Below are 15477 nucleotides of genomic sequence, written 5' to 3'. Positions count from 1 at the left end.
CAACCGTGCCCTCCTGATCACAAGAGACGACGACGGAGACTCCTCCACCTACCTGCGCCTGCGCGTCTTCCTTGAAGGAGCGGTGCTCACAAACACAACCACAATCCAGACAAACCCGTAACCCCCTGAAACCCGGCTTCCCGCTTTCGCAGGAATGGCCGAGAGAAACAGTGTCGGTGAAATGGCGGCGGCGGCGCCGCCGGGCCGCAGAAAATCAGAACCAGAAAGAAATCACGGAAAGGCCAATCAGCGCCTCCACAGCGCCGTTGACCTCGCCGTCCCTGTCCACGGCGCCGCCGTCGGACAGGTACACCACCATGCAGGCGTCGCCGCTCTGTTTAAGGGACTGGAGGCGGCCCAAGGTGTCGCGGTAGCGGCTGTCCGCCGTGCCGCTGTCGTCGGGGCAGGCGCCGTTTTGCAGCGGCGCGAAGCCGACGGCCACGCTTTCATCGGCGGCGGCGTTCAGCCATGTCCAGCCGCCGCCGGTGAAGTGCATCGGAAACACGATGCGGTGGTGGTAAAGCGATTGCGGCAGCGGAATGACAACGCCCGCGCGCCCGCCGGCCAGCGCGCCCTGCGTAACAGACGGGTCCACGCCGTGCACGCGGAAGTTGTGAACCACGGCGATGTCCTGGCGGCGCTGTCTGACCATCGCGTCAAACTCGTCGCGCGCCAGCGACGCCGAAAAGTCGGAGTAATTGGCCTGCACCGCAACACCGGCCTGGTGGTTGCCCGCCAGCGGCGGCTGCCGCGAGGGTGCGGAGAACGGGTGCGCCAGTATCCGCGCATCGCCGCTGAAACCGGTGTGGAACAGCAGGCCGCCGTGCAGCGCAAAGCCGCCCGCAAACGCGCTGTGCACCGGCAGCACCGGCTGAATGTGGTGCCACGAATCGGCGCCCGCCGAACTGCGGTCGGGGTAGCCGGTCGCGCCGCTTGCCACCGAAACCGGCGGGCGGCCCAATGCGCGGTAATGGTCGCGCGCGTCGGGAATGCCGTCGCGGTCGCTGTCGCCGCTGGCCGAGGCCAGCGCATCGGCGCTGTCGGTAACCGGCCAGGTCAGCACCGTCGTCGCCGTGCCGGCGCCGGCGGAAGATGCCGAAACCTTGAACGACACGCTGTTCCTCACCGTCGCCGGCGGGTTGGAGGCCGTGAACACAATGCGTATCAAACCGCCGTCCGCCAAAGCCGACGCCGCGCTGACAACGGCAATCGCCTGGCCCGCAGCAGGCGGCTGGTTGGCACTGCGCCCGTTCCACGCCACCACTTCCGCCGCCGCCACCGTGTCGGCGCGGCCATGCGCCACCGGCACCAGCGCGGTGTAACTCTCCGTGCCGCGCACCGCCACCGCGTGCCGTTCATTGGCGCCCGCCGTGCTGCCCGCATACAGCGTCGCGCGGCCAAACAGCGGCGGCAGGTTGTCGTCGTCCAGGCGCGTCACGCGGGTTTGCGTTATCTTGCCGAGCGAATACTTGTCCGGCGTCAGCGATGACAGCGCATCGCCCGCGCGCCACAACTTGCCGGCGCCGCCCGCGCGCACGCCGGTCAGCGCGTAACTGACAACGCCCGACGCCGCGCCCGCAACCGTCACATCAAAGCCGTCCGGCGCCGTCGCCGACGGGCGCTTGCCCGCGGCCACGCCGCTGAACGCCACCGTCAGCGGCTGCGAAGACGCCGGGCCGTCGTGGCGCGCGCCCACGCTCACCGTCGCATCGGCGGCGGCGGAACGGGCCAGAAACCGATGGGCGCGCTTCATGTTGAATTCCGGCACGCGCAGGATAATCTGTTCCGGCAGGCGGCTTGCCGTGTCCGCCGCGACCGCCCAGTAGCCGGACAGCGGCGCCGCCGCCAGCCAGCCGATGCGGTGCTCAACGCCCGCGCGGATGTTGTTGAAGTCCACCACCGCGCAGCCGCCCCTGGACACCGGCGACGCGTAATTGACCGGGAACCGCCCGGTGCAGCCGTAGCCTTCAACGCCCGGCGCATAACCGCCGCCGTAGCCGAAGGTGTCGGACAGGTAGTAGGCGGCCAGGTCGGTGGCCGATGTCGCGACGCCAAGGTGCGCCGCCGCGCCGTCGGCGCGAATGCCGGAATACGCGACCGCCGCCGGTGCGCCGGCGACGCCCGCCCGCGACAACGCAATGCGCGGCACATCGCGCGCCGCGGCGTTGCTGGCCGACAGCGGGTCGCCGTAGAGCCGCGCTTCCATCGCGTCGGGAATGCCGTCGTTGTCATAGTCGGACACCATGCTGCGCGGCAGCAGGAAGGTGCGCACCGTCGCAATCCGGTTGGGCGGGTCGGCGGCGTCGTAGATACCGGCGCGGCCCGTGGCCGGCGGCGTGTAGCGCACCCACAGCGACGCATCGGCGGCGACAATGCCGCGCGCGAGGTCCAGCGCCACGCCGCCGCCGCGGTGGCGGGCGCGCAGCACGCGAATCGCGCCGTCGCCGGCGCCGCCGGTGTAATTCGGTATCACCTCAAAGCCGTACAGCGCGGCGCCGTCCGGCAGCGTGCGCGCGCCGGCGGCGGTGCGAATGCGAACCGGTTCGTCAAACGCCAGCCACAGGCGGCTCTGGCCGTCGGCGTATCCAAGGCCGACAAAGCGCGGCGCGGTGGTGTCGGCAACGGGCGCCGCCGCCGCATCGGCGCTGAACGGCAGCGCGTCGGTCGCCGACTGGTGCGTGGCCGCGGCGGTGCCGGTCAAATCCCGCACATCGGCGACATAGTTTCTGGCCAGGCGTATCCGCAGTTTCTCGGCGCCGTTGGCCGAACGCGCGACGCCGCCCTGCACCAGCGTGCCGGTGGCGGCGACGGTCAGCGTCACCGTGTTGCCGTCGTGCGCGACCGACGCCACCGAGGCGCCGCGGATGGTGTCCTGGTTCAGCACTTCCAGCACAAAGTCGTCCGTTGAAACGGTGTCGTCCAGCGTTTCGCTGAATTGCAGCACAACGCGGTTGTTGCCGGTGAACGACGCCGTTACGACACGCGGCACGCCGGCGTTGTATGCCGGCACCGTCGCCACTTCAACAGCGGCCATCGGCAGGCCGCTGCGCTGGCCGGTGACGGCGCCGCTGCGCGTGATGACGACATCGGTCGAGGGCGCGGCGGACAGCGTGAAGACAATGGCGCCGGCCTGCGCCGCGTTCGTCGCGCCGGTCAGGGCGACGCCCGGCGCCGCGCCGCCGGCGGCGGTTTTCAGCGTGAAGCCGGACACCGACACCTGGCCCACCGCCTCGTTCAATGTCGCGATGACCTTGCGGTGGGCGGAATCCACATCCACCGAGCGCACATACGGGCTGCCGTCAAGGGCGACATTGACAAGGCTGTTCTCGACATAAGCCGCGTACTGGCGGTAGTGCTTGTCGTCGGTGTATTTCTGGAACTGGTTCCAACTGAGCGGGTCCATGCCGACGCCGGCGGGCTGCGTCGCGTCCACCACATCGCACTCTATCCGCACCAGGCCGCGGTATTCGGGCGCGATCTTGCCGTATGGCATGTCGGCGGAGACGGTTTCGGTCGCGGTCGTGAATTCGGCGTGATTGCCCCAACTCCAGGTCGTCACATTGACGCGCGAGTTGTTGATAACGCGGATATAGCGCGGCCTCGGCGTCATGCCGAGGTCGGTCGTCGTGCATTCGTCGAAGGTCTCGCTGCCGAAGGCGTCGGTGTTGTAGCGGATGCTGATGCCGGTCGCGCCGAAGGAAACCGGCTGCGGCTCGCTCGGCGGCAGTTTAACCTCGACATCAAAACGGAAGCGGCGGCTGCCGGAGGCGGTGGTTATCTGCGGGTTGGTCAGCCGGTAGATGATGCGCCGCTCGCCGCACTCGATGCCGGTGCAGAGTTGGTCCACCAGGCTTTCAACGCCGATGTAGCCGCTGCGAACCTCCTGGAAACGGACTTCGGTCGGCGTTGTCGCGGCCTGCGCTGCCGCGGCCTGCGCCGCGCCGACCGCCGGCAACAGAAACAAACACAGCGCGCCGACATGCATCCGGGCCGATGCAGTCTTCGGAAATCTCTTCTTCAAGATGCAAGCGTTCATTTGTTTGTCGCCGCCCGTCGGGCGGGCGCCGCTTTTGCGATGGTTCAATATAGCAGGCGTGCAGGATTTTACAAGATGAAAAAAACGGCGTTATTTCAGTCTATTGGGAAAATGGCGGCGCGGCGGCGGCGGGCGCGGGGGGCGCAAACGGCGCCTGTGCGCCGGCGCCGTCGGCCCGCCCGCAGGCCCTGTTTGCCCGGTGATTGGCCCGGTTGGATATAATCACTTTATCAGGACGGATTCAGGAGGCGTTATCCGAGGCATGACAAAAGCGATGACATGGGCGCTGGCGCTGGCGGCGCTGGCGGCGTCCGGCGCGGCGGCGAAGACGATTGAGGCCGACAAAATCTGGGTGCAGAAGTCCGAACGCAAACTGCACCTGATGAAAGGCCGCGAGATTGTCCGCACCTTCCCGATTCATCTCGGGCGGCAGCCGCTCGGCCACAAACGGCGCGAGGGCGATTCGCGCACGCCGGAGGGTCTTTACAGTGTGCGAAGCCGAAACTCCGTCAGCGGGTTCTACCGCGCGCTGGAAATCTCCTACCCCAACCTTGATGACCGGCTGCACGCGGCGGTGGCCGGCGTCAACCCGGGCGGCAAAATCATGATACACGGCGAGCCGGACGACCCGCTGGCGCGGCTGACGCTGCCGAAAGACTGGACGCAGGGCTGCATCGCGCTGAAAAACCGGGATATGCGCGTCGTCTGGAAAGCGGCGGGGCGCGGCACGCCGGTGCAGATTGATCCATGAAAACGCGCAAACACTCCTTTCTTTTCCTGCTGATGGCGGCGGTCGCGACCGCGGTGCTGGCGATTACGCCCGCCGACCGCAAGGCCGGCGTCGGCCAGTTCGCGCCCGCCTTCACGCACCGCGACGCCGCGGAGTGGCTGAACTCGCCGCCGCTGGAATGGAAGGCGCTGCGCGGCCAGGTGGTGCTGCTGGACTTCTGGACCTTCGGCTGCTGGAATTGCTACCGCTCGTTTCCGTGGCTGAAGTCCGTCGAGAAACGCTACCACGACCGCGGCCTGCGCGTCATCGGCGTGCACAGCCCCGAGTTTGAACACGAACGCGACATTGACAATGTGCGCCGCAAGGTGGCGGAGTTCGGGCTGGAGCACCCGGTGATGATAGACAACGACTTCTCCTACTGGCGTGCGCTCAGAAACCGCTACTGGCCGGCCTTCTACCTGGTCGGCAAGCGCGGCAAGGTGCGCGGCGTGTTCGTCGGCGAAACCCACGAGGGCGACCGCCGCGCCGTCAAGATCGAGCGCGCCATCGAAAAACTCCTGCAGGAATAACCGGCGCCGGCGGCGGCGTGGAAACAAGACGATGACGGGCCTGCCGACGCAACGCCGTTCAGCGGCAACCCGCCTTCCGACTCGCGGAACAAAACAATGATTGACTTGCTCGTGCAACTGCTGTGGCTTGCGGCGCTGTCGCTGGCGGCGACGGCGGTGTTCTGCTTCCGGCTCCGGCGCATTGCCGCCATCGGCGCCGTCGGCGCGGTGCTGCTGGCGTACAGCGTGCTGTCGCCGGCGCCGGTGTGGTTGCAGGTGGTGCTGTGGATTGCGTTCGCGTCCACCGCCGTTGTCATCGGCCACGACGGGCTGCGCCGCGAACTGCCAGGCCGCCTGCTGCTGCGGCTGTTCCGCAAGGCGCTGCCGAAGATGTCGGACAGCGAGCGCATCGCCATTGAAGCCGGCAGCGTGTCATGGGAGGGCGAGTTGTTCACCGGCGCGCCCGACTGGGCGAAGTTGATGGAGCAGGAACCGGCGCAACTGTCGCCGGAGGAGAGCGCCTTTCTTGAAGGCCCCGTCAACACGCTGTGCGCGATGCTTGACGACTGGCGGATTACATCGGAAGGCCGCCTGCCGCCGCCGGTGTGGGATTACCTGCGCGAGAAGAAATTCTTCGGCATCATTATTCCGAAGGAGCACGGCGGCCTCGGTTTCTCGGCCCTCGCCCATTCGTGCATCGTCATGAAAATCGCCGGGCGTTCGGTGGCGGCGGCGGTGACGGCGATGGTGCCGAATTCGCTCGGCCCCGGCAAACTGATACTGGAATACGGCACGCCCGAACAGCGGCGCCATTACCTGCCGCGGCTGGCGCGCGGCGACGACATTCCGTGCTTCGCGCTGACCGGCCCGCAGGCCGGGTCGGACGCGAGCAACATCCCCGACACCGGCGTCGTCTGCCGCGGGCACTTCAACGGGCGCGAAGTGCTCGGCGTGCGCCTGAACTGGGACAAGCGCTACATCACGCTGGCGCCGGTGGCGACGCTGCTGGGGCTGGCGTTTCGGCTCCGCGACCCGCAGCACCTGCTCGGCGACAAGGGCGATGTCGGCATCACGCTGGCGCTGATTCCGGTGAACACACCCGGCGTCGAGATTGGCGGGCGCCACCTGCCGCTGAATGTCGCCTTCATGAACGGGCCGACGCGCGGGCGCGATGTGTTCATTCCGCTTGACTGGATCATCGGCGGCGCCGACGGCGCCGGCGACGGCTGGCGCATGCTGATGGAATGCCTCGCCGACGGGCGCGCCATCTCGCTGCCGGCGCTGGCGACCGCGGCCTGCAAGACCGCCTGCTTCGCCACCGGCGCCTACGCGCGCATCCGCAACCAGTTTCATCTGCCCATCGGCGAGTTTGAGGGCGTCGCCGAGGCGCTGGCGCGCATCGCCGGCAACACCTGGCTGGCCGACGCCGCGCGCAGCGTCGTCACCGAGGCGCTGCAACAGGGGCACAGCCCGGCCATCGCGTCGGCGATTACCAAATACCACCTGACCGAACGCATGCGCCAGGTCGCCAACGACGCGATGGATGTGCACGGCGGTTCCGGCATTTGCCTTGGCCCGCGCAACCATGTCGCACGGCTGTACCAGGCGGCGCCGATTGGCATCACCGTCGAGGGCGCCAACATTCTGACGCGCAGCATGATGGTGTTCGGCCAGGGCGCGATACGCTGCCACCCGTGGCTGCTGAAAGAGATCGAGGCGGCGGCGCAGGACAACGACGACGACGCGCTGCAAGCCTTTGATGCCGCGTTCTGGGGGCATTTGTCGCAGGCCGCGACCAACGCCGGGCGCTGCCTGGTGTGGAGCGTGTTCGGGCGGTGGCTGATTCGGGTGCCGCCGGGTCTGCGCCCGGCGCGCCACTTCCGCGCGCTGACGCGGATGTCGGCGATGTTTGCGCTGGCGTCGGACTTTGCGCTGCTGCGCGTGAACCGTTCGCTGAAGCGCCGTGAACATCTGTCGGCGCGCCTCGGCGACATGCTGAGTTACCTCTACCTTGCTTCAATGGCACTGAAGCATTTCAACAACCGCCATTCGCCCTGGCACGAGAGGCCGCTGCTGGACTGGGCGGTGCTGGAATGCACGCGCTGCTTTCACCGCGCGCTGAACGATTTGCTCGACAACTTTCCCGGCAGATGGACGGCGCTGAAACTGCGGTGGCTGGTGTATCCGCTGGGGCGGCGCGTCGTGCCCGAAAACGACGAACTGAACGACCGCGTCGCGCGCCTGCCGTGCGAGCCGTCGCCCGCGCGCGACGCGCTGATTGAGGGCCTGTTCACGCCGGAGGAGCAAGACGACCCGCTGTTTGTCATCGCCGACGCGCTGAACAAGGTCGTCGCCGCCGCCATTCCCGAAAAGAAACTGCGCGGCGCACAGCGCGCCGGAGACCTGCCGAACGATGTCGTCCCCGACCTGGCGCTCGCGCTTGAGAAAAACATCATCAGCAACGGCGAAGCCGACCTCATCCGCAAGGCGCGCGAGGCACGCGACCGCGTTATCGCGGTGGACGAGTTTGCCGGCGACGCGCCTGAATCCCGACCTGCCTCTGCCGGCGCGCCGCCTGAATCGCGGCCCAATCCCGCTGATGCGGTGTCCGAATACCGGCCTGGCTCCGTTGACACGGCGCCTGAATCACGGCCCAACCCCGTTGACGCGCCGCCCGCGTAAGCGCACCGCTGCGGCGCTGCTGTTCGCCGTTCACGCCGCCTTTCTGCTTGCCGTCCCCGCCGCCGTCGCCGCGGCGAATGGCGGCGGCGCCCTTCGTGACTATATGGAGGCACGCGGCGTGTTCTGGTCGCAACTGTACGACGGCGGCGGCGAAACGCTGTACTGCGGCATGACTTTCACGCGCGGGCGCGGCGCGCGCAAACTGAACATTGAGCATGTCTTTCCGATGTCGTGGGTCACGCGCGCGCTGAAATGCGGCAGACGCAACGAATGCCGCAAGCGCAGCGCGCGCTTCAACCGCATTGAGGCCGACCTGCACAATCTGTACCCGGCGCGCGCCGACATCAACCAGGAACGCTCCAGCATGGCCTTCGGCATCGTGCGCGGCGAGAAGCGGCGCTACGGCCAATGCGACTTTGAGGTGAACCGGCGCAAGCGCCGCGCCGAACCGCGCCCGGCGGCGCGCGGCAAAATCGCGCGCGCGATGTTCTACATGGCCGACCGCTACCGCCTGACAATCTTCCCGCGCCAGCGCCGCCTGCTGCGACAATGGAACCGCGCCCACCCGCCCGGCGCCGACGAAAAACGCCGCAACGATGTCATCCAGCGTTTGCAGGGGCGGCGCAACCCGTACATTGACAACCCGTCGCTGGCGGACGCGCCCAACCGCTGAACCCTGCGGCGACCCCCGGCAAACCCGGGCCGAAGGCCAACCCGCTTGCGGCAAACGCGCCCAATCGCCAGGCCCGCCCTGTTGCAACTGGACGAATCCGGCACGGGCGATATAACATGCCCCCGATGAACGAACCCGACGCCAATGTCTTTATCGTGGATGGCTGCCGCACGCCGATACTGAAAGCGCGCGGCACGCCGGGGCCTTGCAGCGGCGCCGACCTGGCGGTGGCCGCGGGCGGCGCGCTGATGCTGCGCGCCGGCGTCGCCGCCGATGCGCTGGATGAAGTGGTGCTCGGCTGCGTGATGGCCGCCGCCGACGAGGCCAACATCGCGCGCGTCGCCGCGCTGCGCATCGGCGTTACGCAGACGACGCCGGCATTCACGGTGCAGCGCAACTGCGCGTCGGGAATGCAGGCGCTTGACACCGCCGCCGCGCGCATCCGCGACGGCGCGGCGCAACTGGCGCTGGCCGGCGGCGTCGAGGCGATGAGCCGCGCGCCGCTGCTGCTGAACGACGGCGCCGTGCGCTGGCTGGCCGGCCTGCGCGGCGCCAGGACCGTCGGCGCGCGCATCAAGCACATCGCGCAACTGCGCCCCGCGCACCTGAAACCGGTGGCCGCGCTGCGGCGCGGGCTGACCGACCCGGTGGCCGGCCTGTCCATGGGGCAGACCGCCGAGAAGATTGCGCGGCGTTTCGGCATTGACCGCGACGCGATGGACCGGTTTGCGCTGCAAAGCCACCGGCGGCTGGCGCACGCGATTGAACAGCATCACTTTGACGACGAGATTCAGCCGCTGTACTGCGACGGCGACGGCGGCGTTGTCGAGCACGACGACGGGCTGCGCCGCGACACCTCCGCCGCGAAACTGGCGAAGTTGAAACCGGTGTTTGAACCATTGTCCGGCAGCGTCACCGCCGGCAACAGCGCGCAGGTCAGCGACGGCGCCGCGTGGCTGCTGCTGGCGTCGGAACGCGCGCTGCGCGAACACCAACTGGAACCCGCCGGGCGCATCGTCGCGGTGGAATGGGCGGCGCTTGACCCGTCGGAAATGGGGCTGGGGCCGGTGCACGCCGCCGGGCGGTTGCTGCAACGCCTCGGCCTTCATGCGCGCGACATTGATTACTGGGAACTCAACGAGGCGTTCGCCGGGCAGGTGCTGGCCTGTCTCGCGGCGTTTGAAAGCCGCGACTACTGCCGCGACGAGGCCGGGCTGGAACAGGCCGTCGGCAGAATAGAACAGGAACGCCTGAACATGGACGGCGGCGCCATCGCGTGCGGCCATCCGGTCGGCATGTCGGGCGCGAGAATCACGCTGCACGCGCTGAATGTGCTGCGGCGCACCGGCGGCAAACGCGCGGTGGCGACACTTTGCATCGGCGGCGGCCAGGGCGGCGCCGCGCTGATTGAGACGGTTTGATGAACGAGACGCACAACGACTTCCGTCACTGGCGGGTTGAACGCGGCGACGACGGCGTTGTCGTGCTGACGCTGGACCACGCCTCGCGTTCGGCCAATGTGCTGGACAGCGCGGCGCTGGGCGAGTTTGAGCGGTTGCTGGATGCGTTCGGGCGCGATTGTCCGGCGGGCGTCATCATTTGTTCGGGCAAGGCCAACGGCTTTCTGGCGGGCGCCGATGTCACCGAATTCACCGACTTGCAGACGCGCGCGCAGGCGCTGCAGAAACTGCATTACGGGCAGAATCTGCTGAACCGTCTTGAAGCGCTGCCGTGCCCGACGCTGGCGCTGATACACGGGTTTTGCGCGGGCGGCGGGCTGGAACTTGCGCTTGCGTGCGATTACCGCGTTGTTGAAGACGCGCCGGGCTGCCGCCTGAGTTTGCCCGAAGTGCGCCTCGGCATTCATCCGGGCTACGGCGGCAGCGTGCGCCTGCCGCGCCTGATTGGCGACCTGCCGGCGCTGAACCTGATGCTGACGGGCCGCTCCGTCGGCGGCGCGCAGGCAAAGCGCATCGGCCTCGCCGACCACGCAACACGGCGCGACGCGCTGCACGCGGCGGCATTGGCGCTGCTGCGAAAGGCGCCGAAACCGCACCGCGCGCCGCGCCTGCGGCGCATCCCGAAGATGGCGCCGTTGCGCGGCGCCGTCGCTTTCTTTGTGGAACGGCAACTATCAAGGCGCGTCAACCAGGCGCATTACCCCGCGCCCTTTCACCTGCTGGCGTCGTGGTGCGAAGCGCGCGGCGGCACGCTGCGCCAAATCGGCGCCGAGGCCGATTCGGTCGCCGCGCTGTTTGACTCCGACGCGGCGCAGCAACTGATTCGCGTGTTTCTGCTGCGCGAACGCCTGAAGGCGCGCGCGCGCAAAAGCGCGCCGGGCCATGTGCATGTCGTCGGCGCCGGCGTCATGGGCGGCGACATCGCCGCGTGGTGCGCGCTCAGCGGCCACCGCGTTACATTGCAGGACCGCGACGCCGCGCTGATTGCGCCGGCGATGGCGCGCGCGCGGCGCCTGTTTGCAAAGAGACTGAAGCGCCGCGCGCACGAGGCGGCGGACCGCCTGCTGCCGGATCCGCGCGGCCACGGCGTTGAACGCGCCGATGTCGTCATCGAGGCCATCATTGAAGACGCCGACGCCAAGCGCGCGCTGTACGCGGCGCTGGAACCGCGCATCCGGCCCGCCGCGCTGCTTGCGACCAACACCTCCAGTCTGCCGCTTGAGGAACTGGCGCGCGGCCTGGAACAGCCGGCGCGGCTGGTCGGCCTGCACTTCTTCAACCCGGTGGCAAAGATGCAGTTGATTGAGATTGTGCACGGCGGCGAGACCGGCGGGCAATGGCTGGACGCGGCGGCGGCGTTCGCGCGCTCGATTGACCGGCTGCCGCTGCCGGTGCGTTCGTCGCCGGGGTTTCTGGTCAACCGCGTGCTGATGCCGTATCTGGCCGAGGCGATGCGGATGGCCGGCGAAGGCGCGGCGGCGGAGACCGTTGACGCCGCGGCCACCGATTTCGGCATGCCGATGGGGCCGCTGGAACTCGCCGACACCGTCGGCCTGGACATCTGCCGCTCGGTCGCCGAGACATTGCGGCGGCCACTGCCGCGTTCGTGCGGCGAGCAGGTCGCCGCCGGGCATCTCGGGCGCAAGACCGGGCGCGGCTATTACCGCTGGAAGAACGGGCGCGCGGTGCGCGCAAAGAGTTGGCCCGAACCGGGGCGCGATTTGCGCGACCGGCTGATGCTGTCGCTGCTGAACGAGGCCGTCGCGTGCCTGCACGAACAACTGGTCGAGGACGCCGATGTGCTGGACGCCGGCATGGTATTCGGCGCCGGTTTCGCGCCGTTTCGCGGCGGGCCTTTGCAATACCTGCGCGACGACGGCGCCGGCGCGCACCTGGCGCGCCTGCAAGCGCTGGCGGCGCGCCACGGCGAACGCTTTCAGCCGGCGTCCGGATGGGACGCGCTGAAGTGAACGGCGCGCCGGAAACGGTCACCGGGCGCACGATTGCGGAGTTGTTTCTGCGGCGCGCGCAGGCGACGCCGGACGACGACGCCTGTATTCAGTTCGACGCCGCCGCCGGCAAGTGGCGCCATTACACCTGGGGCGAGATGCGCAGGATGGCGGGCCTGCGCCAGGCGTGGCTGAAAACACTGTCGCCCGCCGCCGGCGAGCGCGTCGCGCTGATGATGCCGAACGGCGTTGAATGGGTGCTGTTTGATGTCGCCGCGGCGGGGCTTGGCCTGGTGACGGTTCCGCTGCACGCGCACGACCAGCCCGGCAATCTTCGTTACATTCTTGAACAGGCCGATGCGCGGCTGCTGCTGATTCACTCCGGTGAACAATGGAAGACGGTGCGCCGCGCGCTCGACGGCATGAGCAGGCCGCCGGTGACGGTCAGCGTTACCGATGTCGGCGACGATGGCGTGGAAACGTTGGGCGATTTGCTGCGCGGTGTCGCGCGAAGCGACTTTGAGGCCGGCGGTGGTGGTGGTAGTGGCGATGGCGGCGGTAGTGGCGGCGATGGCGGCGGTGTCAGCGGCAGCAACGGTGATGTCGCAAGCGATGACGGCGGCGGCGGCGATGCACTGGCGACGATAGTCTATACATCGGGCACGACCGGGCGTCCGAAAGGCGTCATGCTGTCGCACCGCAACCTGTTGTCGAACGCGGAGGCGGCGAGCCGCGCGGTGCGTATCGGGCGCCGCGACCGGATGCTGTCGTTTCTGCCGCTGTCGCACATGTTTGAGCGAACCGTCGGCTATTATGTGCCGATGATGTGCGGCGCCACCGTCGCCTACGCGCGTTCGGTGGCGGCGCTGGCGGAGGACATGACGACCTTGTCGCCGACCTGCCTTATCTCGGTGCCGCGGATTTACGAACGCATCCACGCGCGCCTGATGGAGCGCGTCAAGCGCGGCGGGCGCTGGCGGCGGTGGCTGTTTCAACTGGCGCTGGCGGTCGGGTGGCGGCGGTTTCTGTGGCGCCAACGCGGCGGCGGCTGGCATCCGCTGGTTTTGCTGTGGCCGCTGCTGCGCGGCGTCGCACGGCGTTTTCACGACAGCCTCGGCGGGCGGCTGCGCTGCATGATCAGCGGCGGCGCGCCGTTGTCGCCCGGCATGTCGCGGGTTTTCCTGAGCCTCGGCGCGCAACTGCTGCAAGGCTACGGCGCCACCGAAGCGTCGCCGGTGGTGTCGGTCAACCGCGCCCGGCGCAACCGCCCGGACAGCGTCGGCGTGCCGCTCGACGGCATTGAAGTGAAAATTGGCGCGCGCGACGAACTGCTGGTGCGCGGGCCGTGCGTGATGCTCGGCTACTGGCGCGACCCGCAAGCGACGGCAAAGACGGTGGACGCCGGCGGCTGGCTGCACACCGGCGACACCGCGCGCATTGAAGACGGCCACCTGTACATCACCGGGCGCATCAAGGACATCATCGTGCTGTCCACCGGCGAGAAAGTCGCGCCGGCGGACATGGAGGCGGCGATATTGCTCGACCCGCTGTTCGAGCAGGCGCTGGTCGTCGGCGAGGGGCGGCCCTGCCTGGCGGTCATCGCCGTCGTCAACGCAAAGGCGTGGCAAGACGAGGCGGCGAAGGCGGGCGCCGCATCCGGCGGCCTTGCAAGCGACGACGCACGCGAGTTCGCGCTCACGCGCATCCGCCGCAGGCTGGCCGATTTCCCGGCCTGCGCGGAAGTCAGGAAGGCGGCGCTGGTTGAACAGGGCTGGAGCATGGAAAACGGTTTGCTGACACCGACGCTAAAACCAAAACGCGACGCCATCCTCGCGCACCACCGCGACTTGATCGAGGAGATTTACGGGCAGCTGCAGCCGACGGACAGCGTGTAGATGGTGTTCATGTCAAACGCGGGCGGCGGCGCGGTGTTGCAGGAACCAGTCGCAGGTTGCCTTGATGCCGTCGGCGAGGGGGGTGGCGGCGCGCCAGCCGAGGCTGTCGAGGATTGAGGTGTCGAGCAGTTTGCGCGGCGCGCCGTCGGGTTGGCCGGTGTCGAAGACGATGTCGCCGGGGTAGCCGGTGGCGGCGCGTATCAACTCCGCGCATTCGGCGATGGTGACTTCCTCGCCGGAGCCGATGTTGATGTGCGACTGCATCGGCGATGTGCAGGCGTTGTAGGCGTCGTCGGACAACTTCATGATATGCACGCAGGCGTCGGCGAGGTCGTCCACATGCAGGAAGTCGCGCCTGGCGTTGCCGCTGCCCCACACGCGCACCACCGGCAGGCCGGATTCCTTTGCGTCGCAGAAGCGGTGTATCAGCGCCGGAATGACATGGCTGTCTTCGGGGTGGAAATTGTCGCCGGGGCCGTAGAGATTGGTCGGCATCACGCTGCGGCAGGCGGCGCCGTATTGCCGGTTGTATGATTCGCACAACTTGATGCCGGCAATCTTGGCCACCGCATATGGCTCGTTGGTCGGCTCGAGCGGGCCGCACAGCAATTCCGATTCACGCATCGGCTGCTTTGCCAAGCGCGGGTAGATGCACGAACTGCCGAGAAACAGCAAGCGCTTGACGCCGGCGCGCCACGCCTCGTGAATCACATTGGCCTCAATCATCAGGTTCTGGTAGATGAATTCCGCCGGGTAGGTGTTGTTGGCGCGGATGCCGCCGACGCGCGCCGCGGCCAGCACAACATAATCCACCGCGGTGGCCTTGAAAAACCCGCGCACGCTGGCCGCATCGCACAAATCAAGGTTCTCGCGCTCGCGGGTAATCAGGTTGGCGTGGCCGAGGCTTTGCAGGCGCCGCACAACCGCCGAGCCGACCATGCCGCGGTGACCGGCGATGTAAATGGCGGTGTCTTTGCCGAGGGCGGGCTGCGCGGCGGCGTTCGGCGGGGCGGCGCCGGCAGATTCAGGCATGTCCGCCGCCGGATTTCACTGCATCACGCAAGTAACCGCGCCGATGACTGGGCCCGGCGCTGCGCCTTGCGGCGGCCCTCGCCGGTTCAGGCATGTCCGCCGCCGGATTTCACCCGTTCGGCCAGCGCCAGGTCGTGCGCCACCATTTCCGATACCAGTTCGTCAAAAGTCACCTTCGGCTTCCAGTTCAGTTTCTCGCGCGCCCTTGCCGCGTCGCCGCGCAAACTGTCCACTTCCGCCGGGCGGAAATATCTCTCATTGACGCGCACGATGACGCGGCCATCCGGCGCCACGCCCTGCTCGTCCAGCCCCTTCCCCTTCCAGGTGATTGCCATGTCCATCTCGCGCGCCGCGGCTTCCAGGAACTCGCGCACCGAATGCTGCTCGTTGGTGGCAATGACCAGGTCCTCGGGTGCATCTTGTTGCAGCATCAGCCATTGCGCCTCGACATAATCGCGCGCGTGGCCCCAGT

Annotated in this window: 10 protein-coding genes; 7 read left to right on the top strand and 3 right to left on the bottom strand. The window is 68.2% G+C overall.

Features of this window, described 5'->3' with window-relative positions; genetic code table 11:
• Positions 1-214 precede the first annotated feature (214 nt).
• A complete protein-coding gene (locus OXU50_00135; protein MDD9868298.1) occupies positions 215-4036 on the bottom strand; it encodes a hypothetical protein in 3822 nt (1273 codons plus the stop codon).
• Between the two features lie 262 nt (positions 4037-4298).
• Between OXU50_00135 and OXU50_00130 the strand changes: the two genes are divergently transcribed.
• The 7 genes from OXU50_00130 (at position 4299) to OXU50_00100 (ending at position 13973) form a co-directional block, all read left to right on the top strand.
• Positions 4299-4787, top strand: a complete 489-nt coding sequence (locus tag OXU50_00130; protein ID MDD9868297.1) for a L,D-transpeptidase family protein — start codon at positions 4299-4301, stop codon at positions 4785-4787.
• Positions 4784-5335 carry a redoxin domain-containing protein gene (locus OXU50_00125; protein ID MDD9868296.1) on the top strand — a complete coding sequence of 184 codons (552 nt, stop codon included), beginning with the start codon at positions 4784-4786 and terminating at the stop codon, positions 5333-5335. The genes OXU50_00130 and OXU50_00125 overlap by 4 nt, the downstream gene beginning before the upstream one ends.
• 96 nt (positions 5336-5431) lie before the next feature.
• Complete coding sequence (locus tag OXU50_00120; GenBank protein ID MDD9868295.1) at positions 5432-7996, top strand: acyl-CoA dehydrogenase; 2565 nt, start codon at positions 5432-5434, stop codon at positions 7994-7996.
• A complete protein-coding gene (locus tag OXU50_00115) occupies positions 7977-8669 on the top strand; it encodes an endonuclease (protein ID MDD9868294.1) in 693 nt (230 codons plus the stop codon). The genes OXU50_00120 and OXU50_00115 overlap by 20 nt, the downstream gene beginning before the upstream one ends.
• Before the next feature lie 125 nt (positions 8670-8794).
• The gene (locus OXU50_00110) at positions 8795-10090 is read left to right on the top strand and encodes an acetyl-CoA C-acetyltransferase (protein ID MDD9868293.1); all 1296 of its coding nucleotides are present in this window, start codon (positions 8795-8797) and stop codon (positions 10088-10090) included.
• Positions 10090-12099: a 3-hydroxyacyl-CoA dehydrogenase NAD-binding domain-containing protein gene (locus OXU50_00105; protein MDD9868292.1), complete on the top strand. Its 2010-nt coding sequence runs from the start codon at positions 10090-10092 to the stop codon at positions 12097-12099. The genes OXU50_00110 and OXU50_00105 overlap by 1 nt, the downstream gene beginning before the upstream one ends.
• On the top strand, positions 12096-13973 hold the full coding sequence (locus OXU50_00100; protein MDD9868291.1) for a long-chain fatty acid--CoA ligase: 1878 nt from the start codon (positions 12096-12098) through the stop codon (positions 13971-13973). The genes OXU50_00105 and OXU50_00100 overlap by 4 nt, the downstream gene beginning before the upstream one ends.
• 12 nt (positions 13974-13985) lie before the next feature.
• Here the strand turns inward: OXU50_00100 and OXU50_00095 are convergent, their stop codons facing one another.
• Both OXU50_00095 and OXU50_00090 read right to left on the bottom strand, forming a co-directional pair.
• Positions 13986-15005 (bottom strand): GDP-L-fucose synthase, encoded by a 1020-nt coding sequence (locus OXU50_00095; protein ID MDD9868290.1) that lies wholly within the window; start codon positions 15003-15005, stop codon positions 13986-13988.
• 86 nt (positions 15006-15091) lie between these two features.
• A partial coding sequence (locus OXU50_00090) for a GDP-mannose 4,6-dehydratase (GenBank protein MDD9868289.1) occupies positions 15092-15477 on the bottom strand: 386 nt, incomplete at its 5' end.

The sequence above is a fragment of the Gammaproteobacteria bacterium genome, assembly GCA_028817225.1.
Taxonomy (GTDB): Bacteria; Pseudomonadota; Gammaproteobacteria; order Poriferisulfidales; family Oxydemutatoraceae; genus Oxydemutator.
The sequence above is the reverse complement of the archived record's forward strand: the minus strand, read 5'-3'. Positions and strand labels throughout refer to the sequence as shown.